This is a genomic window from Cupriavidus sp. 01L43 (genome assembly GCF_056399925.1).
In genome coordinates, this window is record NZ_JBFTSH010000002.1 from 455,354 (window position 1) to 478,384 (window position 23,031).

General features: G+C 66.2%; 23 protein-coding genes. 11 read left to right on the forward strand and 12 right to left on the reverse strand.

Annotated elements, in window-relative coordinates:
- Positions 1-57: 57 nt before the first annotated feature.
- The 5 genes from AC1DP9_RS05190 to cysS form a co-directional block, all read right to left on the reverse strand.
- Positions 58-1,308, reverse strand: coding sequence for an aspartate kinase (locus AC1DP9_RS05190; RefSeq protein ID WP_092292692.1), 1,251 nt, complete (start codon positions 1,306-1,308; stop codon positions 58-60).
- Positions 1,309-1,412: 104 nt separating this feature from the next.
- The gene (gene tilS, locus AC1DP9_RS05195) at positions 1,413-2,870 is read right to left on the reverse strand and encodes a tRNA lysidine(34) synthetase TilS (protein ID WP_477106787.1); all 1,458 of its coding nucleotides are present in this window, start codon (positions 2,868-2,870) and stop codon (positions 1,413-1,415) included.
- On the reverse strand, positions 2,836-3,807 hold the full coding sequence (locus AC1DP9_RS05200; protein WP_092292690.1) for an acetyl-CoA carboxylase carboxyltransferase subunit alpha: 972 nt from the start codon (positions 3,805-3,807) through the stop codon (positions 2,836-2,838). Before AC1DP9_RS05200 ends, tilS begins: the two co-directional genes overlap by 35 nt.
- A gap of 135 nt (positions 3,808-3,942) precedes the next feature.
- Positions 3,943-4,722: a DNA-3-methyladenine glycosylase family protein gene (locus AC1DP9_RS05205; protein WP_092292688.1), complete on the reverse strand. Its 780-nt coding sequence runs from the start codon at positions 4,720-4,722 to the stop codon at positions 3,943-3,945.
- Positions 4,719-6,107, reverse strand: coding sequence for a cysteine--tRNA ligase (gene cysS, locus AC1DP9_RS05210; RefSeq protein ID WP_092292686.1), 1,389 nt, complete (start codon positions 6,105-6,107; stop codon positions 4,719-4,721). The genes AC1DP9_RS05205 and cysS overlap by 4 nt, the downstream gene beginning before the upstream one ends.
- A 178-nt stretch (positions 6,108-6,285) precedes the next feature.
- Between cysS and AC1DP9_RS05215 the strand changes: the two genes are divergently transcribed.
- The 4 genes from AC1DP9_RS05215 (at position 6,286) to AC1DP9_RS05230 (ending at position 9,061) form a co-directional block, all read left to right on the forward strand.
- The gene (locus AC1DP9_RS05215; protein ID WP_477106788.1) at positions 6,286-6,948 is read left to right on the forward strand and encodes a tetratricopeptide repeat protein; all 663 of its coding nucleotides are present in this window, start codon (positions 6,286-6,288) and stop codon (positions 6,946-6,948) included.
- Between the two features lie 96 nt (positions 6,949-7,044).
- Positions 7,045-7,647, forward strand: coding sequence for a peptidylprolyl isomerase (locus AC1DP9_RS05220; RefSeq protein WP_477106789.1), 603 nt, complete (start codon positions 7,045-7,047; stop codon positions 7,645-7,647).
- A gap of 39 nt (positions 7,648-7,686) precedes the next feature.
- The gene (locus AC1DP9_RS05225; RefSeq protein WP_092292681.1) at positions 7,687-8,187 is read left to right on the forward strand and encodes a peptidylprolyl isomerase; all 501 of its coding nucleotides are present in this window, start codon (positions 7,687-7,689) and stop codon (positions 8,185-8,187) included.
- 70 nt (positions 8,188-8,257) lie between these two features.
- Entirely contained in the window at positions 8,258-9,061 is an 804-nt protein-coding gene (locus tag AC1DP9_RS05230; protein ID WP_441592095.1) for a UDP-2,3-diacylglucosamine diphosphatase, read from the forward strand.
- Positions 9,062-9,095: 34 nt separating this feature from the next.
- Here AC1DP9_RS05230 and cysE read toward each other — a convergent pair whose 3' ends face one another.
- A complete protein-coding gene (cysE, locus tag AC1DP9_RS05235) occupies positions 9,096-9,839 on the reverse strand; it encodes a serine O-acetyltransferase (protein ID WP_092292677.1) in 744 nt (247 codons plus the stop codon).
- A 250-nt stretch (positions 9,840-10,089) separates the two neighbouring features.
- Positions 10,090-11,013, reverse strand: a complete 924-nt coding sequence (locus AC1DP9_RS05240; RefSeq protein ID WP_477106790.1) for an RNA methyltransferase — start codon at positions 11,011-11,013, stop codon at positions 10,090-10,092.
- Positions 11,014-11,228: 215 nt separating this feature from the next.
- Here AC1DP9_RS05240 and AC1DP9_RS05245 point away from each other — a divergent pair, with 215 nt between their 5' ends.
- A complete protein-coding gene (locus tag AC1DP9_RS05245; RefSeq protein ID WP_441592093.1) occupies positions 11,229-12,053 on the forward strand; it encodes an inositol monophosphatase family protein in 825 nt (274 codons plus the stop codon).
- A 57-nt stretch (positions 12,054-12,110) separates the two neighbouring features.
- Here the strand turns inward: AC1DP9_RS05245 and AC1DP9_RS05250 are convergent, their stop codons facing one another.
- On the reverse strand, positions 12,111-12,581 hold the full coding sequence (locus AC1DP9_RS05250; protein ID WP_441592092.1) for a pilin: 471 nt from the start codon (positions 12,579-12,581) through the stop codon (positions 12,111-12,113).
- 249 nt (positions 12,582-12,830) lie between these two features.
- Between AC1DP9_RS05250 and AC1DP9_RS05255 the strand changes: the two genes are divergently transcribed.
- The 4 genes from AC1DP9_RS05255 to AC1DP9_RS05270 all read left to right on the forward strand — a co-directional run bounded on the left by AC1DP9_RS05255 (position 12,831) and on the right by AC1DP9_RS05270 (position 17,442).
- Entirely contained in the window at positions 12,831-13,166 is a 336-nt protein-coding gene (locus AC1DP9_RS05255) for a BrnT family toxin (RefSeq protein ID WP_477106791.1), read from the forward strand.
- Complete coding sequence (locus AC1DP9_RS05260) at positions 13,135-13,431, forward strand: BrnA antitoxin family protein (protein WP_092292667.1); 297 nt, start codon at positions 13,135-13,137, stop codon at positions 13,429-13,431. The genes AC1DP9_RS05255 and AC1DP9_RS05260 overlap by 32 nt, the downstream gene beginning before the upstream one ends.
- Before the next feature lie 352 nt (positions 13,432-13,783).
- Positions 13,784-16,399: a DNA mismatch repair protein MutS gene (gene mutS, locus AC1DP9_RS05265; RefSeq protein ID WP_477106920.1), complete on the forward strand. Its 2,616-nt coding sequence runs from the start codon at positions 13,784-13,786 to the stop codon at positions 16,397-16,399.
- Entirely contained in the window at positions 16,396-17,442 is a 1,047-nt protein-coding gene (locus AC1DP9_RS05270) for a hypothetical protein (RefSeq protein WP_369823388.1), read from the forward strand. Before mutS ends, AC1DP9_RS05270 begins: the two co-directional genes overlap by 4 nt.
- 154 nt (positions 17,443-17,596) lie before the next feature.
- Here the strand turns inward: AC1DP9_RS05270 and AC1DP9_RS05275 are convergent, their stop codons facing one another.
- Positions 17,597-18,127 carry an FKBP-type peptidyl-prolyl cis-trans isomerase gene (locus AC1DP9_RS05275; RefSeq protein WP_092292663.1) on the reverse strand — a complete coding sequence of 177 codons (531 nt, stop codon included), beginning with the start codon at positions 18,125-18,127 and terminating at the stop codon, positions 17,597-17,599.
- Positions 18,128-18,138: 11 nt separating this feature from the next.
- On the opposite strand from AC1DP9_RS05275, the gene AC1DP9_RS05280 reads away from it, so the two are divergent.
- Entirely contained in the window at positions 18,139-19,347 is a 1,209-nt protein-coding gene (locus AC1DP9_RS05280) for a ribosomal protein uL16 3-hydroxylase (protein ID WP_177219877.1), read from the forward strand.
- 198 nt (positions 19,348-19,545) lie between these two features.
- Entirely contained in the window at positions 19,546-19,788 is a 243-nt protein-coding gene (locus tag AC1DP9_RS05285; protein WP_092292661.1) for a hypothetical protein, read from the forward strand.
- A gap of 131 nt (positions 19,789-19,919) precedes the next feature.
- Here the strand turns inward: AC1DP9_RS05285 and AC1DP9_RS05290 are convergent, their stop codons facing one another.
- The 3 genes from AC1DP9_RS05290 to dapA form a co-directional block, all read right to left on the reverse strand.
- Positions 19,920-20,711 carry an MBL fold metallo-hydrolase gene (locus tag AC1DP9_RS05290; protein WP_477106792.1) on the reverse strand — a complete coding sequence of 264 codons (792 nt, stop codon included), beginning with the start codon at positions 20,709-20,711 and terminating at the stop codon, positions 19,920-19,922.
- A 70-nt stretch (positions 20,712-20,781) separates the two neighbouring features.
- On the reverse strand, positions 20,782-22,050 hold the full coding sequence (gene bamC, locus AC1DP9_RS05295) for an outer membrane protein assembly factor BamC (RefSeq protein WP_092292657.1): 1,269 nt from the start codon (positions 22,048-22,050) through the stop codon (positions 20,782-20,784).
- Between the two features lie 63 nt (positions 22,051-22,113).
- Positions 22,114-22,998: a 4-hydroxy-tetrahydrodipicolinate synthase gene (dapA, locus tag AC1DP9_RS05300; RefSeq protein ID WP_441592083.1), complete on the reverse strand. Its 885-nt coding sequence runs from the start codon at positions 22,996-22,998 to the stop codon at positions 22,114-22,116.
- Between the last annotated feature and the right edge of the window lie 33 nt (positions 22,999-23,031).

The window sequence follows — 23,031 nt, forward strand, 5'->3', positions numbered from 1 at the left end:
ACGACCAATCGCGCAAAAAACGCGACACCTACCCCGCCAGACACAACACTCACCAGATCACGCCTGATCCAGCTCGAACACCTTGTGGAGCGCGCGCACGGCCAGCTCCATGTACTTCTCGTCGATCAGCACCGAGATCTTGATTTCCGAGGTGGAGATCATCTGGATGTTGATGCCTTCTTCCGACAGCGTGCGGAACATCTTGCTGGCGATGCCCACGTGCGAGCGCATGCCCACGCCCACCACCGACACCTTCGACACCTTCGGGTCGCCGGACACGCTGGCGGCGCCGATATGGCCCTTCACGCTGTCGGTCAGGATGGTCAGCGCGCGCTGGTACTCGCCGCGCGGCACCGTGAACGTAAAGTCGGTCTTGCCGTCCACGGACTGGTTCTGGATGATCATGTCGACGTCGATATTGGCGTCGGCGATCGGGCCCAGGATCTGGTAGGCGATGCCCGGCTTGTCCGGCACGCCCAGAACGGTGATCTTGGCTTCGTCACGGGCAAAGGCGATGCCGGAGATGACGGCTGCTTCCATGTCAGACTCTTCCTCAAAAGTAATCAGCGTGCCCGAGTGCATTTCCTGCTCGAGCGGCATCAGGGGGTCGGTCAGCGACGAGAGCACGCGCGTCTTCACGCGGTACTTGCCGGCGAACTCCACCGAGCGGATCTGCAGCACCTTCGAACCCAGGCTGGCCATTTCCAGCATTTCCTCGAAGGTGATCTGGTCCAGGCGGCGGGCGTCCTCGACCACGCGTGGATCGGTCGTGTACACGCCGTCCACATCGGTATAGATCAGGCACTCGTCAGCCTCGATGGCGGCGGCGATGGCCACGGCCGAGGTATCGGAGCCACCACGGCCCAGCGTGGTGACGTTGCCGCTGTCGTCGATGCCCTGGAAGCCCGTGATCACGACCACGCGGCCGGCGTCCAGGTCACCCAGGATGCGCTCGTCGTCGATCGACTCGATCCGCGCCTTGGTGTAGGCCGAATCGGTCTTCACCGGCACCTGCCAGCCCGTGTAGCTGACCGCGTTGATGCCTTCGCCGTGCAGCGCGATGGCCAGCAGGGCCACACTGGCCTGCTCGCCAGTGGAGGCCAGCATGTCCAGTTCACGCGGGTCAGGCTGCGCGGAAATTTCCTTGGCAAGGCCCAGCAGGCGATTGGTTTCACCCGACATGGCCGAAGGCACCACGACAACGCGGTGACCGGCGCGGTGCCACTTGGCCACGCGCTTGGCGACATTCTTGATGCGTTCCGTGGAACCCATCGAAGTGCCGCCGTATTTGTGAACGATGAGAGCCATCTTCTTGTCGACGCCAGCGATTGTGCAAAGCCCTTGAAAATACACGATCGCCGGCCGTCAGGCAAGGCTGTGGCGGGGCGCAGCCCTTGCTCCCGATGGGAGCCCTAGCCGAGTTCCACCCACTCAACGCGCCAGCGTGGCGCATGGGGCGCATCGGCCGGCCAGCGGCGATGCATGCCGAGCCCGGCTGCCAGCACGACTTGGGCGCCGCTCCACAGCAGCGGCAGCCAGGCGCGCCGCCACGCCGGCACGGCGGCCTCCTGGTAGGCCTGCTTGAGCGCGCGCGCCGGGCCGCCGGGCCGCAGCACGATCCGTTCACCGCCCTGCCGGGCCGCCAGCCGCAGCGGGCCGTGCAGCACCGCTTCCGGCACGCCGAAGGTGTCGTCGCGCGTGAATCGCAATGCACCCCGCCATGCCGGCACCACGATGCGTTCCTCGCCGTGCCAGAGGAATTCGAACGCTGCCGGCGCGGCGTCCGGCACCGCGCGGCAGGCCAGCGCCTTGTCGCGGAAACGCCGCAGCACCAGTCCGTCATGCGCGATGGCGGGCTCGCCGCCGTCACGCTCGATCAGTTGTGCCCGCATCGCGGCCAACCGCGCCGTGGAAGGCGGTTGCGCGCCGAGGTCGCGCAGCCAGTGGCGCAGCACGGCGTCGGCGTGGCCGGAGGGCAAGGCACGCAGGCCGGCCAGATCGAGTTCGGCAAGGGTGTCCGCGTCGCGCCCCGGCGAGACGAGACGGGCCAGCTCACCGGCCGCGAGCCCGTCGAGCATGGCCGCCGCCTGGCCGAAATGCGAGGCGGCCTGGAGCACGTTCTCGACCAGCGCGGGAAAGGCTTCGCGCAGCGCCGGCAGTTGTGCGCGCAGGGCATTGCGGACGAAGCGGGTATCGGCATTTGAAGGATCTTCGATCCACGACAGCCCGTGCGCGGCGCAATAGGCGTCGATCTCGTCGCGCGAGACATCGAGCCAGGGCCGTAGCAGTTGCACGTCGCCCTGCGCGTCCAGCGGCCGCCGCGCGGGCATGCCGGCCATACCAGCCACGCCAGCGCCGCGGAACAGCCGCATCAGCACCGTTTCCACCTGATCGTCGCGATGATGGGCGAACAGCAGCAGCGCGGCGCCGTGCGCCCGGCACATCCGCCCGAGCGCGGCGTAGCGGGCCCGGCGCGCGGCGGCCTCGATGCCCTCGCCCGCCAGCGCCTGCACGGTCACGCGCTCGGTGACCAGCGGCACCTGCGCCTCGCGGCACAGCGTCGCGCAGAAGTGCTCCCACTCGTCGGCCGGCGCCTGCAGGCCATGATGGACGTGCAGCGCCACCACGCGCACGGCCGAGGCCAGCGCCGTGTCCTGGGTCGCCGCGGCACGCGTGGCATGGAGCAAGGCCACCGAATCGCGCCCGCCCGAGAGCGCCACGGCCACCGTGACCGGCGCCGCGCCGCCAGAAACAACAAAGGCCGCACCGGCCTGGAGAGCCCGTGCGACCTTGTCGGTCAGGGGTGCGGTCAACGGCACCACACCGGCGCGCCCGTCATTCCTGGGCGCCGGTTTCCTTGAACTTGCCATAGGCCATCAGCCGTTCGTGCCGGCGTGCCTGCAGTTCCTTGACGCTCATGCCCTGGAACTGGCGCAGCGATTCCGCCAGCGAGCGCTTGAGCATCGTCGCCATGTTCTTCGGATCGCGATGCGCGCCGCCCAGCGGCTCGCTCACGATCTTGTCGATCAGGCCCAGCGCCTTCAGGCGGTGCGCGGTCAGGCCCAGTGCCTCGGCGGCTTCCGGTGCCTTCTCGGCGGTCTTCCAGAGGATGGAAGCGCAGCCTTCCGGCGAGATCACCGCATAGGTAGCGAATTGCAGCATCTGCACCACGTCGCCCACGGCAATCGCCAGCGCGCCGCCCGAGCCGCCTTCGCCGATGATCGTGGCGATCAGGGGCACCTTCAGGCCGGCCATCACAAACAGGTTGTGACCGATGGCTTCCGACTGGCCGCGCTCCTCGGCGTCGATGCCCGGGAAGGCGCCCGGCGTATCGACGAAGGTGAAGATCGGCAGGCCGAACTTGTCCGCCAGCTCCATCAGGCGCTTGGCCTTGCGGTAGCCCTCGGGCTTGGACATGCCGAAGTTGCGCAGCGCGCGCTCCTTCGTGTCACGGCCCTTCTGGTGGCCAAGCACCATGCACGCCTGGCCATTGAAGCGGGCCAGGCCGCCGACGATGGACAGGTCGTCCGCGAACGCGCGGTCGCCGTGCAGTTCATGGAAGTCGGTGAAGATCTCCCGCACGTAGTCCAGCGTGTACGGACGCTGCGGATGGCGGGCGATCTGCGCAACCTGCCACGGGGTCAGGTTGGCGTAAATGTCTTTGGTCAGCTGCTGGCTCTTGCCGGCCAGCCGCGAAATCTCTTCGGAAATATCTACAGCCGAGTCATCCTGCACAAAGCGCAGTTCTTCGATTTTTGCCTCGAGCTCGGCAATCGGCTGTTCAAAATCCAGGAAGGTGGTTTTCATAGAAACACGGACCTGTCTGTGAAGGGGCGCATTCTACCGGAAAAAATACCGGTTTCGACCGCCCGACATGTTGATTTTCAAGCACTTATGCGCAAAATCAACGCCGTCACTGCCTGTTGATGGACTGCCTGGTTCCTAGTAAGTCACCGGTAGGGGGTCGAGGCTGCGCCACATGTACCACGTGGCCACCGTGCGCCACGGTTCCCAGTTGGCCGCCACCTCGCGCGCCTCGCTGCGGGTGACGGGTTCGCCACTAAAGTAGTTGGCGGAGATCGCGTTGATCAATCCGACATCATCGAGCGGCAGCACGTTCGGCCGCATCAGATTGAACATCAGGAACATCTCGGCCGTCCAGCGGCCGATGCCGCGGATCTGGATCAACTCGGCGATCACCGCCTCGTCGTCCATCGCTGCCCACTCTTTCACATGGACGCGCCCGGCCTTGAAATGTTCAGCCAGATCGATGATGTATTCGGCTTTGCGGCGAGAAAGGCCACAGGTAGCGAGCTGCTCGGCGCCGGACTTCAGGAACTGGGCCGGCGTGAGCTTCGGACACATCGTGACCAGGCGCTCCCAGACCGACTGCGCGGCCTTCACCGAGATCTGCTGGCCGACGACGGAGCGCGCCAACGTGACGAATGGATCACCGCGCGAGATCAGGTGTGCAGGGCCATACGTCGGAATCATCTTCTTGAGGATGCGGTCGCGCTTCATCAGGTCGGCGCAGGCCTCATCCCAATAGGCGGGACGTACTGCGTCGACGACCGTCTCCACCGGCAGCGGCACCGCCTTGGCTTCGGGCAATGCCGGCTTGGCGGCCTTGCCGGCCGCCTTGGTCGACTTCGTCGCCACCTTGCCGGGCACCTTGGCAGCCGGCTTCCCGGCCACCTTCGGCTTGCGCGCGGCAGCGTTCAAGCACGCCTCCACTCGGTGGCACCGCCTGGCTTGTCCTCGAGCACCACGCCGGCCGCGAGCAGTTCGGCACGAATGCCGTCCGCCTCGGCGAAATTGCGCGCGGCCTTGGCGGCCTTGCGCGCAGCGATGCGCTCCTCGATCTGCTCGGCCGTGGGGCCATCGGCCACCTTGCCGCCCTGCAGGAAGGTATGCGGATCGCGCTCGAGCAGGCCCAGCGTGCCGGCCAGCGACTTGAGCTGGCGCGCCATCTGTGCCGAGCCGGAGCGATTGACCTCACTGGCGAGGTCAAACAGCACCGCCATCGCGATCGGCGTGTTGAAGTCGTCGTTCATCGCCTCTGCGAAGCGCTTGGCGTGCGGCTCCTCCCAATCGACCGCGCAGCCGCCGGGCTGCGTTTCCTTGAGCGCCGTGTACAGGCGCGTCAGCGCGTGGCGGGCGTCGTCCAGGTGGGCGTCGCTGTAGTTCAGCGGGCTGCGGTAGTGGGCGCGCAGGATGAAGAAGCGCACGACTTCCGGGTCGTAGGCCTTCAGCACCTCGCGGATCGTGAAGAAGTTGCCGAGCGACTTCGACATCTTTTCGTCGTTCACGCGCACGAAGCCGTTATGCATCCACATATTGACGAACGGCTTGCCGCTCGCGCCCTCGGACTGGGCGATTTCGTTCTCGTGGTGCGGGAACTGGAGGTCGGCGCCGCCGCCGTGGATGTCGAAATGCTCGCCCAGCAGCGTGCAGCTCATGGCCGAGCATTCGATATGCCAGCCCGGCCGGCCGCTGCCCCACTTCGAGTCCCATTTGGTCTCGGGCGGCTCAGTCGGCTTGGCGGACTTCCACAGCACGAAGTCGAGCGGGTCCTGCTTGGCGTCGTTGGCGGTCACGCGCTCACCGGCGCGCAGGTCTTCCAGCGACTTGCCGGACAGCTTGCCGTAGCCCTGGAACTTGCGCACCGAGTAGTTCACATCGCCATCGGCCGCCTGGTAGGCCAGGCCGTTGGCCTCGAGCTTCTCGATCAGGTTCAGCATCTGCGGCACGAAGTCGGTGGCGCGGGGCTCGTGATCGGGGCGGATGATGCCCAGCGCGGCGGCATCCTCGTGCATGTACTGGATGAAGCGCGTGGTCAGCTGGCCAATTGTCTCGCCATTCTCGGCCGCCCGGCGGATGATCTTGTCGTCGATGTCCGTGATGTTCTGCACGTACGTCACGTCATAGCCGGCGGCGCGCAGCCAGCGGTGCACCATGTCGAACACCACCATCACGCGCGCGTGGCCGACGTGACAATAGTCGTACACGGTCATGCCGCACACATACATGCGGACCTTGCCCGGTTCGATTGGCACGAAAGGCTGCTTTTCACGCGCGAGCGTGTTGTAGATGTTCAGTTGCTGCATGAAGCGATCGAAGAGTGAAGGAGGACGCACCGGCACCGCGGGACGCCATTCGGCGGACGCGCACAAGCATACTGGCCACGGCGTGCGGGCCCCATATCTTACCGGAAGGCCCTGCGGCCTGTGCTGCACGTCCTGCCGCTTTGCTAGAATGCCGCGGAGTATAACGGACCGCCCTTACATGAGCCTGCTTCTGCCCACCCCGACCATGACCTCCCGCCCCGCCCCTGCCGCCGGCCGCCGTGCCAGCCCCTTCCGCGCCGTGGCGGGCGTACTGGCCATGGCCGGCGCCCTGCTCGCCGCCCCGGCGTTCGCGCAGGGCCCGCGGTATCTGGAGGCGCCGCCGGCACCCGGTACTGGCCCCCGCTCGGCGGACCCCGGCATGGTTCCGGCGGAAAAAGCCGTGAAGGACAAGCGCTACGACGACGCCGTAGAGGGCTTCGACCGCGTGCTGGCCGCCAACCCGCGCAACGCGCAGGCGCGCTTCCAGCGTGCCTGGGCGCTGGCCCAGGCCGGGCGCGAGGACGACGCCATCAAGGCCTTCTCGGAAATGGCCCAGGACTTCCCCGAGCTGCCCGAGCCGCACAACAACCTCGCCCTGCTCTACGCCAAGCGCGGCGACCTGAAGCGTGCCGAAGCCGAACTGCTCGCCGCGCTGGATTCGCGCCCCGACTATGCCATCGCCTATAGCAATCTGGGCGATGTGTACCGGCGCCTGGCCGAACAGGCCTACGCCCAGGCCGTGAAGCGCAATCCGAAGGACACCCGCGCCGCCGCTGCACTGCAGCAGGTACGCCCGGCTGCGGCAGCGCCTGCGCCGGCCAGTGCCCCGGCGGCACGCTGATCATCCACCCCTAGCAGGCTTGCGGGCGCCGGCGATCGTTTCCGAACGTTTGCCAGGCGCCGCCAGCCCCCAATCCCGCATCACGGAGTCCAGAACATGACCGTTTCCCGCCGCATCGTCCTGGCTGGCCTGATGGCCGCCGCCGCCCTGTCTCCACTGGCCGCGATGGCCCAGGGCGCCAGCCCGGCCGCCGCCGCGCCCAAGACCGAGCGCGTGCAGTTCGTCACGAACGCCGGCAAGTTCACCATCGAGGTGTACCCGGAAGCCGCGCCCAAGACCGTCGCCAATTTCATGGAGTACGTGAAAAGCGGCTTCTACGGCGGCACGATCTTCCACCGCGTGATCAATGGCTTCATGGTCCAGGGCGGCGGCTTCGACCGCGACATGAAGGAGAAGCCAACGCGCGCGCCGATTCCGCTCGAAGCGCAGAACGGCCTGAAGAACAAGGCCGGCACCGTGGCCATGGCCCGCACGTCCAATCCGAACTCGGCCACCGCGCAGTTCTTCGTCAATGTGGTGGATAATCCGAACCTCGACTACCCGCAGCCCGATGGCAACGGCTACGCCGTCTTCGGCAAGGTGGTGGAAGGCATGGACACGATCGACAAGATCAAGTCGATGCCCACCACGGCCTACGGCGCCATGCGCAACGTGCCGGCTGCGCCGGTCGTGATCGAATCGGCCACTGTCGTCAAGTAACACCCCGAACACCAACCGCCATAGAACAGAGGTAACGCCATGTCCAAGGTACAACTGCACACCAACCAGGGTGTCATCACCATCGAACTCGACGCCGAAAAGGCACCGAAATCGGTCGAAAACTTCCTGTCGTACGTGCGCAAGGGCCACTACGACAACACGGTTTTCCACCGCGTGATCAAGAACTTCATGATCCAGGGCGGCGGTTTCGAACCCGGCATGAAGCAGAAGGACACCGACGCCGCGATCGAGAACGAAGCCGGCAACGGCCTGAAGAACGACAAGTACACCGTGGCGATGGCCCGCACCAACGCCCCGCACTCGGCCACGGCCCAGTTCTTCATCAACGTGGTGGACAACGACTTCCTGAACTTCAGCTCGCCCACGCCGCAAGGCTTCGGCTACGCCGTGTTCGGCAAGATCGTGGAAGGCACCGAAGTGGTCGACCAGATCAAGGCCGTGCGCACGGGCAGCTCGGGCTTCCACCAGGACGTACCGGTGGATGACGTGGTGATCGAAAAGGCCGTTGTGGTCGAATAAGTGTCTTTGCACCAATCCTGTTGCAATTAATGCTCTCTGCGGGCGGCATGATCCCGAACCCTCGACGCGCATGACCGCCACGCCCCGCCCGCCGGCGTCCGCGCCCCTGCCCTTGCAGGTGCCGGCGCCGGCGTGGTTCATTTCCGACCTCCATCTCACGCCGGGCATGCCCCGCACGCTGGCCGCGTTCCGGCGCGTGCTGGACCGCGCCGCGCAAGACGCGCGCGCGCTGTTTATCCTTGGCGATTTCTTTGAATTCTGGGTCGGCGACGAAGAAACGGCCTCGCCGTTCGCCGCCGATGTGGCTGCGTCGCTACGGCGCCTGGCCGATGCCGGCGTGTCGGTGTACCTGATGCACGGCAACCGCGATTTCCTGATCGGCGCGCACTTCGCGGCGGCTGCCGGCGCCACGCTGCTGCCCGATCCCACGCTGATTGAGTGTGCCGGCCAGCGCGTGGTCCTGAGTCACGGCGACATGCTCTGTACCGATGACGTCCGCTACATGCGCTTCCGCCACTGGACGCGCAAGCGCTGGGTGCAGCGGCTGTTCCTGGCGTTGCCGCTCTCGGCACGCATGGCCGTGGCGCAACGGCTGCGCGCGGACAGCGAGGCGGGCCGCGCACGGCAACTGGCCAATCCGGCCGCCACCCCACCCACCTACGGCGATGCCACGCCCGCCGCCGTCGCCGCGCTGCTGGACGTCCATGGCGCCGCCACGCTCATCCACGGCCATACCCACCGGCCCGCGCGCCATGCCCACGGCGAGACCGTGCGCTGGGTGCTGACCGACTGGGATCTCGATGGCCGCCATCCGCGCGCGGCCGTGCTGCGGCTTGGCGCGGATGGCTTCACGGTGCTGCCCCAACTCGACTAGGTCGACTAGGTCGACCGAGGCAGCGACCCGTTGCCTACTTCATCATCTTGCGCAGTTCGCTCGCGTCGAAGCGGTCGTTCGGTGTGTTTTCGAGATGCTCGCCAAGACGGTCGAGCGCGGCCAGCACGGCCTCGATGCGATCATGCTGCTTGGCGGCATTGTCGATCAGGCTCTTGAGCGCCAGCGAGACCGGGTCGTCCGCGTTCGGCGTGATGCCGTAGGCCGAGAACTCCTGCTTGGCGCCCTGCTGCGCCGCTGGCGCGTCAGGCATGATGATGCGCGCGGGAATGCCCACGGCCGTGGCGCCAGGCGGCACCGGCTTCAGCACCACGGCGTTCGAGCCCACGCGGGCGCCATCACCCACAACGAAGCCGCCCAGCACCTTGGCCCCGGCGCTGACCACCACGCCCGCGCCCAGCGTCGGATGCCGCTTCTGGCCCTTGTATAGCGAGGTGCCGCCCAGCGTCACGCCCTGGTAAATCGTGCAGTCGTCGCCGATCTCGGCGGTCTCGCCAATCACCACGCCCATGCCGTGATCGATGAACACGCGCCGGCCCAGCTTGACCGCTGGATGGATCTCGATGCCGGTGAGAAAGCGCGACCAGTGCGAAATCCATCGGCCCAGCCAGTGCAGGCCACCGCGCCAGCACACGTTGGCCACGCGGTGGAATATCACGGCGTGCAGCCCGGGATAGCAGGTCAGCACTTCCAGACGGCTGCGCGCGGCGGGATCGCGCAGCATGATCGTGTCGATATCTTCCTTCAGGCGAGTGAACATCTTTATCGTGTCGTGAGCGGTCGCCGGCGCCGTGTTTGGCCGGAGCGCTTTTTTTAGTATCAAGGGACAGGACTCGGGGGACGTCCAGGCGCGCGAGCAGGGAGTGTAAGAGATTTGTGAGCCTGCCGCCGGGCCATGGGCGCCGCCCCCGACGTCGTCAGGGACTTTGCGCGGGGCCCGGGTTCAACATCGTGCCGGCGTGGGTGCCAGAGATGCAGGGATCAACACTGCCGCGATAGTCGTCACAGTCTTACGGTTCCTTGTCAGTCTCGCCGGGCTTATCGGACGTCTTGGACGGTTGGGACGTTTTGGAGATTTCGATCTTGTCCGATGGGTCGCCCGCCGCGATCATCATCCGCTTGGCAATGCCGCGCAGGATATTGACCTCCTCGCGCTCCAGCCCGGCCCGCGCGAACAGGCGCCGCAGACGCGACATCAGCTTGCGCGGGTTGGTCGGATCGAGAAAGCCGATGGCCGCCAGGCCCGCCTGGAGGTGACCGAACATCGATTCGATCTGCTCGGCCGTGGCGGGCTCCCCAGCATAGCCGATATCACGCGAGGCGTCCGGGCGCGCCTCGGGCGCGGCCAACAGCGCCAGACGCATCTCATAGGTGATCAACTGCACCGCCTGGGCGAGGTTCAGCGAGGCATACGCCGGATTCGCCGGAATGTGGGTCACGGCGGCGCAGCGCTCCACCGCGTCGTTGGGCAGGCCGTAGCGCTCGTTGCCGAACACGAAGGCGATCACGGCATCGGGTGCTGCTGCCAGCACTTCATACCCGCGCGCTGCGGCATCGCGCGGCAGCAGGCGCGGCGGGCCGAATTCGCGTTGGCGGGCGGTCATCGCCACGGTATAGGCCGCGCCAGCCAATGCGGATTCGATATCCGGGACGATTTGTGCATCAACAAGCACATCGCCAGCGCCGCTGGCCATCGCCACGGCATCGGGGTGATGGAGCACGTCCGGCTCGCGCGGGTTCACCAGCACAAGGCTGCCGGCCCCCGCGCCGAAGCCCATGGTCTTCATCGCCCGCGCGACCGATCCAACATTACCGGGGTGGCTGGTTTCGACGAGCACCACGCGGACACGGTGAAAAATGGACGATGCATCACTTACAGGCGTCGATCCGTCTGGCAGGGTCTTTTGGGTTTCCGAAGCGGAGTCTTTGTTCATTCAGTGGAGTTCAGGTAGCCGGGCTCGTGCGGTGGGCCGGCTTCCTATACAATGCAGCCTTCAAATTTGTGGGTGCGGCGCCGGATGTCCGGGCGGCGTGCCTCGTTCTTCTACAATTCGTTGTGTTGTTCGGCCGGTTATTGGGCCCCCCGCACGCGCCGCCGCGAGGCCTGGCGTGCCGGTGCGCGCCCCTGCCCCGCCGCCTGGAGAGATTCATGCATCCGATGCTCAATATCGCCGTCAAGGCGGCCCGCAAGGCGGGTTCCATCATCAACCGCGCGTCCATGGACGTCGATCTCGTGCGCGTTTCGCGCAAGCAACACAACGATTTCGTGACCGAGGTCGATCGCAGCGCCGAAGCCGCGATCATCGAGATTATCCGCACCGCCTATCCCGAGCACGCCATTCTAGCGGAAGAGTCCGGCCAGTCCTGGGTCGATGGCGATCCGGAAGCCGAATACACGTGGGTCATCGACCCGCTGGACGGCACCACCAACTTCATCCACGGTTTTCCGCAGTACGCGGTCTCCATCGGCCAGTTGCACAAGGGCGTACCCGTGCAGGCCGTGGTCTACGACCCCACGCGCGATGAACTGTTCACCGCCAGCAAGGGCGCCGGCGCGTTCCTGAACAACCGCCGCATCCGCGTGACCCGCCGTGACAAGCTGGCCGACTGCCTGATCGGCACCGGCTTCCCGTTCCGCGACCTGGAAGGCGTGGACGAATACCTCGAAATGTTCGCGCTGATGACGCGTAGCTGCGCCGGCCTGCGTCGCCCGGGCGCCGCCGCGCTGGACCTGGCCTACGTGGCCTGCGGCCGCCTGGACGGCTTCTTCGAACGCGGCCTGAAGCCGTGGGACATGGCCGCCGGCATGCTGCTGATCACCGAGGCTGGTGGCCTGGTGGGCAACTACGCGGGCGAATCGCGCCAAATGGAACAGGGCGAAGTGCTGGCCGGCAACCCGAAGGCGTTCGCGCAGATGGTGCGTCTGCTGTCGCCATTCTCGTTGGACAACGCCAAGCCGTCCGCCGCGATCTAAGCGACCCACGCGGCTCGCTGCACGCTACAACAGGCGCCTCCGGGCGCCTGTTTTTCGTTAACTCTCGAGCGTGCAACCGCTCGGCAACACCATCGACGTGAGGCCATCGCCGCGCACGGCACAGGTCCATCCGCCGTTCGTGAGCCTGCCAACCGTGATCCGTGCACCGCGCACCAGGGGATGCACCTCGCCATCGAGCAGCACGACGATCGCGCCCGAACCATCGGCATTGAACGCGAAGGTATCGGCCGTCGCCGTCAGCGTCGAGCGCACGTAGCCAAGCGTGCCCACCGGGTCCGGGAACGCGAACACGCCGTTGTGAATGCGCTCTTCCACGGCCGTCTTGTAGTTCGCGGCCTCCCAGAACCCGCGTGAGATCTGCGTCTTGATGATGTATTGCTGATAGGCCGGAATCGCCAGCGCGGCAAGGATGCCGATGACGGCCACGACGATCATCATTTCGATCAGCGTAAATCCCCGGCGCAGCCGCTGGGGCAGTCGGGGGTTGTCTGTTGGGATGTTTGGCATCGGGCGATTCCGGCAGGTTGACCGCCTACTCCTATCCAAACTACGTGCCAGCCGCGAAAACCCCCAAAAGTGACAGGATTTGGCGCAATTCCGCCGCCGAACCGGCGTGGGTGACAGTTTGCCGCGTGACATATCCGCCGCCTGACAATTCTCGTCAGGCGCGCCGACGTTTTTTCAGAATCCTCCCAAAGACCTTGGGCTGCCCGGCCCCTACGATGGGTTGCACCAGACAACTCTCATATTTTATGCATGGGCAAAAAATATTTTGACCCGTTTCTTTGTTGTCCATACACTAATTCCGTCTTCATCGAGTTCGATGCCGCCAAGGATCTCGTCAACCGCTTCAAGCATGGCGTGTCGCTGGAGGGGGCAGTCATGCTCGATCTGGACGCCGCGCAGGTCGTCATCGACACCCCCTACGACTACAACGAGGCCCGCACGATTGCGGTGGGTCCGATTGGTCAACGGATCTACGTGATGGTCTGCACGATGCGCGGCAATGTGATGCGGGTGATCAGCCTGCGCAAGGCAAACCGCCGAGAGGTCTTGAACTATGTCGACAAAGCAAACGATCCACATTCCTGACGATGCCGAGGACGCCGCGATCACGCGCGGCGCACTCAGCGACCCCGACAACCCGCCGCTGACCGACGCGCAGCTCGAGCAAATGCGCCCGGCCCCGCGCCGCGGGCGCCCCGCCCTGCCGCCGGAGGCCCGCAAGGTCACGCTGAACATGCGCGCGGACCGCGACGTGGTGGAGGCGTTCAAGGCCACCGGCGACGGCTGGCAGACGCGCATCAACGAGATCCTGCGTGCCTATGCACACACGCACCGGATGCTGCCGCGCTGAGCGCGGCGTGATTTCCGACAAGAAGGCCAGCGCTGAGAACATTTCTCACGCATTTTCAGAATTTGCCTCAAGGTGCGGGCACGGGCAGGCAGTAAAATGCCGCTTTGTGCCGTGGCGGAGGCAATCCGCCTGACGGCAATCGATATACCGGCGGCCCGCCGTGGCCGCCCGAGAGGAATGCATGTCCGTAGAAGCCCTTTCCGCCGATCGTGATGCCGGGGACGCCCTCGGCCCCACCCCTGACGTGCCTGCCACGCCAGACACGTCCGCCGAGGCGGCGCCTGGAGACACCACCGCCGCGCCGGACACCAAGTCCGCCGCGAAGCGCGGCGCGCCCGAGAAGCACACGCCGATGATGATCCAGTACCTCCGCATCAAGGCGGATCATCCGGACACGCTGCTGTTCTACCGGATGGGGGACTTCTACGAGCTGTTCCATGACGACGCGGAGAAAGCCGCGCGGTTGCTGGACATCACGTTGACGTCGCGCGGACAGTCCGGCGGCGTGCCCATCCGCATGGCCGGTATCCCGTTCCATTCGGTCGACCAGTACCTGATCAAGCTCGTCAAGCTGGGCGAATCGGTGGCGATCTGCGAGCAGATCGGCGATCCGGCCACGAGCAAGGGCCCGGTGGAGCGCAAGGTGGTCCGCATCGTCACGCCGGGCACGCTGACCGACGCCGCGCTGCTGCCGGACAAGGTCGACACGTTCCTGATGGCCGTGCACCAGCAGACCACGCGGCGCGGCATCAGCAAGACCGGCCTCGCCTGGCTGAACCTCGCCAGCGGCGAACTGCGGCTGATGGAGTGCGAGGCGGCACAACTGGGCCGCGAACTCGAACGGATCCGCCCCGCCGAACTGCTGTTTGCCGATGGCATCGACCTGCCGGCGCTGACCTGCGCGCGTACCCGGCTGCCGGAGTGGCATTTCGACCAGGATGCCGGCACGCGCCGGCTGCGCGAGCAGATTGGCGTGGCAAGCCTGGAACCGTTCGGCTGCGCGGGCCTCGGCGCGGCGCTTGGCGCGGCCGGCGCGCTGCTGAATTACGCGGCGGCCACCCAGGGCCAGTCGCTACGGCATGTACAGGGCGTGACCGTCGAACGCGAATCGGAATTCGTGGGCCTCGATTCGGCCACGCGGCGCAACCTGGAACTGACGGAAACGCTGCGCGGCGGCGAGTCGCCGACGCTGTTCTCGCTGCTCGACACCTGCGCCACGGCGATGGGCAGCCGCGCGCTGCGCCACTGGCTCCATCACCCGCTGCGCGACCCCGCGCTGCCGCGTGCGCGCCAGCAGGCCATCGGCGCGCTGATCGCCCAGGACCCGGACGCCCTGCGCACCCACCTGCGCCGGCTGGCTGACGTCGAGCGCATCACGTCCCGGCTCGCCCTGCTGACGGCGCGGCCCCGCGACCTGTCGTCGCTGCGCGACACCCTGCGCGCGCTGCCCGATGTGCGCGCCACCGTGACGCTGGCCGACGACGCCCCGCTGCTGGCGCAGACCCTCGACGACCTCGAAATCCCGGAAGACTGCCTCGGCCTGCTGGTGCGAGCCGTCGCCGAGGAACCGTCCACGGTGCTGCGCGACGGCGGCGTGATTGCGCGCGGCTACGATGCCGATCTGGACGAACTACGAGACATTTCCGAGAACTGCGGCCAGTTCCTGATCGACCTCGAGGCACGCGAGCGCTCCCGTACGGGCATCGCCAACCTGCGCGTGGAGTACAACCGCGTGCATGGCTTCTATATAGAGGTGACGAACGGCCAGGCGGACAAGGTGCCCGACGACTACCGCCGGCGCCAGACGCTCAAGAACGCCGAGCGCTACATCACGCCAGAGCTGAAGTCCTTCGAGGACAAGGCGCTGTCCGCACAGGACCGCGCGCTGGCGCGTGAGAAGGTTCTCTACGAAGCGCTGCTCCAGGCCCTGCTGCCGCATATCTCCGCCCTGCAACGCGTGGCGGGCGGGCTGGGGCGGCTCGATGTGCTGGCAGCACTGGCCGAACGGGCCCGCACGCTCGACTGGGTCCAGCCCGAGCGCGTGAGCGAGAACGTGATCGACATCGTGCAAGGCCGCCACCCGGTGGTCGAGGGCCAGCTAGCCGCCGATTCGACCGAGTTCATCCCCAACGACTGCCAGTTGACCGAGGCGCGCAAGCTGCTGCTGATCACCGGCCCGAACATGGGCGGTAAGTCGACGTTCATGCGCCAGACCGCGCTGATCGTGCTGCTGGCATGCGTGGGCGCCTGGGTACCGGCGCGGCGCGCCGTGATCGGTCCGGTCGACCGCATCTTCACGCGGATTGGCGCAGCAGACGATCTTGCCGGCGGCCGTTCCACGTTCATGGTGGAAATGACCGAGGCGGCGGGCATCCTGCACCACGCCACGCCGTCCAGCCTTGTGCTGATGGACGAGATCGGCCGGGGCACCTCGACGTTCGACGGGCTGGCGCTCGCCTGGGCCATCGCCCGCCACCTGCTCTCGCATAACCGCAGCCACACGCTGTTCGCCACCCACTATTTCGAGCTGACGCAGCTGCCGCAGGAGTTCGCGCAGGCGGCCAACGTGCACCTGTCCGCCGTGGAACATGGCGACGGCATCGTGTTCCTGCACGCCGTGCAGGACGGCCCGGCGAGCCAGAGCTATGGCCTGCAGGTCGCCCAACTGGCCGGCGTGCCGCAGCCGGTGATCCGCGCCGCGCGCAAGCATCTGGCCTGGCTGGAACAGCAGTCCGCCGATGCCACCCCCACGCCGCAACTCGACCTGTTCGCCGCGCCCGCTGCGCCGCCGGACGAAGATGAGGAGGCGGACGGGGAAGGCGGGGCCGCAGCGTTGCCGGCCGATGCGGCCGCCCTGGAGGCGCTCGACGCGCTGGCTGACATCGACCCCGACAGCCTGACGCCGCGCGACGCGCTCGATGCGCTGTACCGGCTCAAGGCGCTGGCGGAGAGCAAGCCCTCCGTATGACGGCGCATCGGCGGGTCTGGCGGCACATGGCGGTGGCCGCGGTTTGCTGGACGGCATGTGCCGGGCCCGGGCTCGCCCACGCGGCCCGGACCGGGCGCGTCGCGCCACCCCCGCCGGCAGCGGTGCAGCCCGTGCGCATTGCGCTAATCGCCGATGTGCCGCAATGGCCGGCGGCCGAGGCCGACACGGCCGCATTATTCGATCTGATGTCGACCCAGCAGGTGGCGCTGATCGTCCATGCCGGCGGCATCAAGGGCGATACCGAGTCGTGTGGCGATGCCGTGCTGAACGTGCGCCAGCGCGTGCTCGACGACGCGCCACTACCGCTGCTCTATGTGCCGGGCGAGAACGACTGGGCCGAATGCCAGAAGCCGGTGAACGGCGAGTTCGACGCGGTGGAGCGGCTGAACCGGCTGCGCGAACTGTACTTCCCGGTGGACGCCACGCTGGGGCGCCGTACGCTGCCGGTCACGCGCCAGTCGGACCAGGCCACGTTCCGCAGCTATCGGGAAAACGCCCGCATGGTACTGGGCAACGTGCTGATCGTCGGCATGAACCTGCCCGGCGACAACAACCACTATCGCACCGAGGGTGGCCGCAACGGCGAGTTCGAGGACCGGCGCGAGGCCAATCGGCAGTGGCTCTCCCGCGCGTTCTCGGTGGCCGAGCAGCGTGACCTCGACGGCGTGGTGGTGGTCGGCCATGCCGATCCAATGTTCGGCAATGGCTGGGAGAAGCGTGGCAAGCCGACCCTGTTCGATGGCTTCCTGCGACGCGGCGCGCGTGATGGCTATCTGGAGTTCAAGCGCCAGTTGCGCGAACTGGCCGGCAAGTACAAGGGCCAGGTCCTACTCGTCCATGCGAGCGACAGCGGTTTCAGCGTGGACAAGCCGCTGCGGGACGCGGCGGGCAAGTCCATAGCCAATGTCACGCGCGTGGCCCTGCCGGTGGGATCGCCCTCCCGCTGGACCGAGTTGACGGTGTCGCCGGGCTCGCGGGCGGTGTTCCAGGTGAAGCTGCGCGACGGGGTGAAGGGCAACTAGCCGGAAACGGCGCGGAATTAAAGGAACTGCGAGCCCGAAAACCAAAGAAAAAGCCGGCAATTGCCGGCTTCTTCGTTTTCCTGCGACGACCCCATCGCAGCACTGCGGCCCGCCTTGCGGACGGGCTCACGCATCGCTCAATTGTTTGGGAAGATCAGTGGAGCGTGCGAGGGCTGTCGTCGCCGTCCTCGTCCTCATCCACCACTTCGATGCCCGAGGCACCGTGGGCGTGGCCGTGCTCGACTTCATCGCTGGTCGCCTCGCGCACTTCCGACACTTTCAGCCAGAAACGCAGCGCCATGCCGGCGAGCGGATGGTTGCCGTCCAGCACCACCTTGTCTTCGGCCACGTCAGTGATCGTGTAGATGATGGAGTCTTCGTCGTCGCCGTCCTCGGGCACGCCCTCGAACTGCATGCCGACTTCCAGCGGCTCCGGAAAGCGATTGCGCGGCTCCACCTTCACGAGGTCGGCATCGTAGTCGCCGAAGGCCTCATCGGGTTCCAGCTGCAGCTGGGTCTCAAAGCCGGCGTCGTGGCCGTCCAGCGCTTCCTCGATCTTCGGGAACGTGCCATCATACCCGCCGTGCAAATAGACCATGGGCTCATCCGACTCTTCGATCAGATTGCCCTGCGTGTCCGACAGCTTGTACACCACGGACACCACCGTGTTCTTAGCGATTTTCAATTCTTGACTCCATGAGCGATTCCGCATTATACGCGCAGGCCTTGCCTGCGGGCCCCATCGATCCCGACGCGCCGCTCACGCTGCTTGGGGGCATGACACCCGCCGTGTTCATGCGCGAGATCTGGCACCGCAAACCTTTGCTGATTCGACAGGCAGTGCCCGGAATCGTGCCGCCTGTGTCGCGTGAAGCGCTTTTTGACCTGGCCGACCGCGAGGACGTGGAGTCGCGCCTGGTGTCGTACTTTCGCAACCGTTGGAAGCTCGAGCACGGCCCGTTTGCCGAGGACAACCTCCCTTCGCGCAAGGCCACCAAGTGGACGCTGCTGGTGCAGGGCGTCAACCTGCACGACCAGGCCGCGGCCGACCTGATGAGCCAGTTCCGCTTCGTGCCCGACGCGCGGCTCGACGATGTGATGATCAGCTACGCCACGGACGGCGGCGGCGTGGGTCCGCACTTCGATTCCTATGATGTCTTCCTGTTGCAAGTATCGGGCCGACGCCGCTGGCGCATTTCGTCACAAACCAAGCTCGACCTGATTCCCGACATGCCGCTGAAGATCCTGTCGGACTTCACGGCCGAGGAGGAATGGGTGCTGGAACCCGGCGACATGCTGTACCTGCCGCCGCAGTACGCGCACGACGGGGTGGCCGAGGGCGAGTGCATGACCGCTTCTATCGGCTTCCGCGCCCCTGCCTACCGGGAGCTGGCCGGCCATTTCCTCGCGTGGCTATCGGAAACGGTGGAAGGCAACGAGGGCCTCGACGGCCGCTACGCCGACGCCGACGAGACCGCGACGGCGCATCCCGCGCAGATGCCGGCCGGGCTGGGCCGCGCAGTGGCCGAGCGGCTCCAGGCGATGAAATGGAACGGCGCGATGGTGTCCGAATTCCTCGGCTCGCACCTCTCCGAACCGAAGCAATCGGTGATGTTCGCCGAAGTCGAGGAGATTCCGCTGCGCAAGTACACGAAGCTGGCCCAGGCGCATGGCGTAGTCCTTGCTCCTGGTTCCATCGCGCTCTATGACCGTACGCATTTCTTCCTCAACGGCGAGGCCTACGAACCGCCGGCATCGCTGGCGAAATGGCTGCGTCGGCTGGCGGACCACCGTCATCTGACCGCTGCGGAGGTCACTGCGTGCGCCGCGCTGCCCGACTTGATGGATACCTTCCACGACTGGACGCTGGAAGGCTGGTTGCAGATTGCGCCTGTACGCGTGTAATAATGCGTAACAAAGAGAACCAGCAAATTTCGACTGTACACAAGCAGGGGAAACGCGGATATAATCGCCCGCTGGCTAGTACTGTGTACCACTGCATTGTCGGCACCCGGGAGAGCCTCAAATTTGCAGTTCAAGAGCGATAATTACCGGTAATTATTCATCGCCTGTTTTCAGTAATTAAAAGTTAAAGGACGAAAAATGAAGAAGTCTCTCCTGATCGCATCCCTGCTGGCAGCTGTTGCCCTGGCCGCTTGCGGCAAGAAGGAAGAAGCTGCCGCTCCGGCCGCTGACACGGCTGCTCCGGCTGCCACGGCTCCCGCCGCTGACGCATCGGCTCCGGCCGCTGCTCCGGCTGCTGACGCATCGGCTCCGGCCGCTGCCCCGGCTGCTGACGCATCGGCTCCGGCCGCTGACGCTTCGGCCCCGGCTGCCAAGCAGTAATCGGATTACTCCGATAAAAAAGCCGACCTTCGGGTCGGCTTTTTTATTGCCCGCGATTTACTCGCGGCGCGCCCGGTAGTCCGGCGCATCATCTCGGCTTCAGCACCGTTCCGGCCTCAGATAATCTTGAATCACATGCCGCGGACCGGTTGCCATCCCAGCCCCTCCTCCTGATCTGCAATCAGGATCTCCTCCGGCGCCACCCCCAGCACGGCCGCAAGTGCCCCCGAGGCCAGCGCGCGCGTGTTGTTCTGTTGACTCAAATGAGCGGCCACCACGCGTGACAGCCCGCCATGCGCCACCCGCGACAGGATCGCCGCCGCCACTTCATTGGCCAGGTGCCCGAAATCCCCGCCGATACGCCGTTTCAACGAATACGGATAAGCCGAATTCCGCAGCATCTCGCGGTCATGGTTGCACTCCAGAACCAGCGCATCCGCGCCAGCGAGCCGCGCTGTGACGTAGGGCGTCTCCATGCCGGCATCGGTTAGCACGCCAAGCCGCGCGTTGCCATCGGTCAGCACGAACTGAAGCGGCTCGCGGGCATCGTGCGGAACCGTGTACGGCAGAATCTGCAAGCCGCCCACCGAGAACGCGTGGTCGGCGCAGCACACGCGCACATCGGCCACATCGGCGCCGCGCATGTGCGCGGTGGCGAGCCAGGTGCCGTGACTGGTATGAACCGGAAGCTTGTGGCGCGCGGCGAACGCGTAGGCCGAACCCACGTGGTCGCCATGCTCATGCGTGACCAGTACCGCATCGAGCTGGTCCGGCGTGACGCCGAGCCGCTCGAGCCGGCGCGCGGTCTCACGGATGCCGAAGCCGCAGTCGAGCAGCACACGGGTCACCGTGGTGCCATCGACGGCCTCGATCAGCAGCGAGTTGCCTTCGCTACCACTGCCCAAAAAAGCAAAGCGCATCATCGATGCGCTCGCTCGGGATGGTTCCCGACGGCAGGAGCCGTCGGGACCGTCTGACTGCGACAAAGACCCATCAGTGCAGTTGCTCGTCCAGCAGCGACAGGATCTTCTTGCCGATTTCGGTGTTCTCCGGCTGGCCGGCCTCGTTCAGCACGGTGACCGTGGTGCCCGTGCCGTTGCCCTTTAGCGCCACGCGGTACTTCTTGGCCGTCTTGCCGTCGTTCGCCTTCGTGAACAGCTTCGAGAAGAAGCCGCGATCGTCCACGCTGGTACGCGGATCCACATAGCGCACGTAGTACAGGCCCTGGGCACGGTCACGATCTTCCACCGTGAAGTTCACGCGATCCAGCGAAAGGCCGACCGAGCGCCAGGCGCGATCGAACGGCTCCGGCAATTGCAGCGCCGGCGTGCCATTGACTTGCGACATAAACGACTTGCTGCCGTCGGCCGACGGTGCGCCGGTGGCTGCAGCGGCGCCGATGCCAGTGGCGGCGGCGGTGCCCACCGCAGGCGTGGCGGCATTGGCGGCAGCGTCATTCGTGCCGATGCCGGCCGGCGTCGGGTTCTTGGCCATGCGGTCGGCCTGCTCCTTCTGCACGCCCAGGCGCTGGGCCAGGCGGGACAGGAATTCGGCTTCCAGCTCAGGATCGGCCGGGCGCGGCGTCCAGACCGTGCTGGTCTTGTCCACACCGGTCAGCTGTTCCTGTGCACCGCGATGGCTGATGAACACCTCGAGCTGGCCGTTCTGCGACCGCTCTACGCGCGTGCGGAACTTGTCGCGCTCGGACGTCGAGTACAGGCCGTCGAACACCTTGCCAATGGTGTTGCGGATGATGTCCTGCGGGATCTTGGCGCGGTTCTCAGCCCAGTCCGTTTCCATGATGCCGGTCTCGGGCGAGTCCTGCACCAACAGGAAGCCGCTCTCCTGCCAGAAGCCGCGCAGGGTCTGCCAGAGCTGGTCGGCACGCATGCCGTTGCTGATCACGAGCCAGCGCTGGTTGCCGTCGCGTTCCATGCGCACGCCCTGGGCGCCCGGCAGCACGTTGTCGGTCGGGCTGGCCTCGCGGGCACGCCCGGCGTTGGCCTGGGTGTAGTTCGAGAGCGTGGACGTGCCGGAGGCATCGGGCACCGTGTAGCGGCGCTCGCCGTCGAGCTTGGTCAGGTCCGGCGGAATGTCCAGCGATGCCGTCTTCTTGCCCTGGGACTTGTAGTCGATCTTGTCCGGCTGCATGGCCTCATTGATGCTGCTGCAGCCGGCGATCAGGGTCAGGGCCAGCACGGGCGCGACCATGGCGGCACGGCGGACTTGCGTCGCGCCGCGACGGTTAAGCTTCTGTTTCATTGACACGTAATCCTGGTTTCAAGAAGGCGGCGATACGCCAAGGTTCAGCCGGTAAGGTTAAGGTCAGGCGAGCAGGCCGGCGTTGGCCAGCGCGCGGCGCACGGTCTCGTGCTGCGCTTCGGCCAGCGGGGTCAGCGGCAGGCGGATGCCGCCGGCCATCTTGCCCATCTGTTGCAGCGCCCACTTGACGGGAATCGGGTTGGCCTCGACGAACATCGCGCGGTTCAGCTCGATCATTTCCATATGCAGCCGGCGTGCGGTCACCACATCGCCGTTACGCGCCGCCACGCACATCTCGTGCATCTTGCGCGGCGCCACGTTGGCCGTCACGGAGATATTGCCGTGGCCGCCCAGCAGGATCAGCGCCACCGCGGTGGGGTCGTCGCCGCTGTAGATCGCGAAGTGTTCCGGCGCATCCTTGATCAGCTGCGCGGCCCGGTCGATGTTGCCCGTGGCCTCCTTCACGCCGACGATGCCCGGCACCTGCGCCAGGCGCAGGATGGTGTCGTTGGTCATATCGGCCACGGTACGGCCCGGCACGTTATACAGCAGCACCGGCAGCTCCACCGCTTCCGCGATCGTGCGGAAATGGCGGTAGATGCCTTCCTGCGTCGGCTTGTTGTAGTACGGCACCACCTGGAGCGACGCATCGGCACCGACCTTCTTGGCGAAGGCGGTCAGCTCGATGGCTTCCTTGGTGGAATTGCCGCCCGTACCGGCGATGATCGGGACGCGCTTGTTGGACTGCTCCACGGCCACGCGGATCAGTTCGCAATGCTCTTCCACGTTGACGGTCGGAGACTCGCCCGTGGTGCCCACAATCACGATGCCATCGGTGCCTTCTGCCGCATGCCAGTCGATGAGGGCGCGCAGCGCGGGGTAATCCAGGCTGCCATCCTCATGCATCGGGGTGACGATGGCCACGATGCTGCCGGTAATCTGTGTCATAGCTTAAGGAAACTCGGGAAATCGAATATCCGG

Coding starts and splice junctions, on each gene's coding strand:
- AC1DP9_RS05190 (WP_092292692.1), bottom strand. CDS start 1,308: ATGGCTCTCATCGTTCACAAATACGGCGGCACTTCGATGGGTTCCACG.
- tilS (WP_477106787.1), bottom strand. CDS start 2,870: ATGGCAAGTTCAAGGAAACCGGCGCCCAGGAATGACGGGCGCGCCGGT.
- AC1DP9_RS05200 (WP_092292690.1), bottom strand. CDS start 3,807: ATGAAAACCACCTTCCTGGATTTTGAACAGCCGATTGCCGAGCTCGAG.
- cysS (WP_092292686.1), bottom strand. CDS start 6,107: ATGCAGCAACTGAACATCTACAACACGCTCGCGCGTGAAAAGCAGCCT.
- AC1DP9_RS05215 (WP_477106788.1), top strand. CDS start 6,286: ATGAGCCTGCTTCTGCCCACCCCGACCATGACCTCCCGCCCCGCCCCT.
- AC1DP9_RS05220 (WP_477106789.1), top strand. CDS start 7,045: ATGACCGTTTCCCGCCGCATCGTCCTGGCTGGCCTGATGGCCGCCGCC.
- AC1DP9_RS05225 (WP_092292681.1), top strand. CDS start 7,687: ATGTCCAAGGTACAACTGCACACCAACCAGGGTGTCATCACCATCGAA.
- AC1DP9_RS05230 (WP_441592095.1), top strand. CDS start 8,258: ATGACCGCCACGCCCCGCCCGCCGGCGTCCGCGCCCCTGCCCTTGCAG.
- cysE (WP_092292677.1), bottom strand. CDS start 9,839: ATGTTCACTCGCCTGAAGGAAGATATCGACACGATCATGCTGCGCGAT.
- AC1DP9_RS05240 (WP_477106790.1), bottom strand. CDS start 11,013: ATGAACAAAGACTCCGCTTCGGAAACCCAAAAGACCCTGCCAGACGGA.
- AC1DP9_RS05245 (WP_441592093.1), top strand. CDS start 11,229: ATGCATCCGATGCTCAATATCGCCGTCAAGGCGGCCCGCAAGGCGGGT.
- AC1DP9_RS05250 (WP_441592092.1), bottom strand. CDS start 12,581: ATGCCAAACATCCCAACAGACAACCCCCGACTGCCCCAGCGGCTGCGC.
- AC1DP9_RS05255 (WP_477106791.1), top strand. CDS start 12,831: ATGGGCAAAAAATATTTTGACCCGTTTCTTTGTTGTCCATACACTAAT.
- AC1DP9_RS05260 (WP_092292667.1), top strand. CDS start 13,135: ATGTCGACAAAGCAAACGATCCACATTCCTGACGATGCCGAGGACGCC.
- mutS (WP_477106920.1), top strand. CDS start 13,784: ATGATGATCCAGTACCTCCGCATCAAGGCGGATCATCCGGACACGCTG.
- AC1DP9_RS05270 (WP_369823388.1), top strand. CDS start 16,396: ATGACGGCGCATCGGCGGGTCTGGCGGCACATGGCGGTGGCCGCGGTT.
- AC1DP9_RS05280 (WP_177219877.1), top strand. CDS start 18,139: ATGAGCGATTCCGCATTATACGCGCAGGCCTTGCCTGCGGGCCCCATC.
- AC1DP9_RS05285 (WP_092292661.1), top strand. CDS start 19,546: ATGAAGAAGTCTCTCCTGATCGCATCCCTGCTGGCAGCTGTTGCCCTG.
- AC1DP9_RS05290 (WP_477106792.1), bottom strand. CDS start 20,711: ATGATGCGCTTTGCTTTTTTGGGCAGTGGTAGCGAAGGCAACTCGCTG.
- bamC (WP_092292657.1), bottom strand. CDS start 22,050: ATGAAACAGAAGCTTAACCGTCGCGGCGCGACGCAAGTCCGCCGTGCC.
- dapA (WP_441592083.1), bottom strand. CDS start 22,998: ATGACACAGATTACCGGCAGCATCGTGGCCATCGTCACCCCGATGCAT.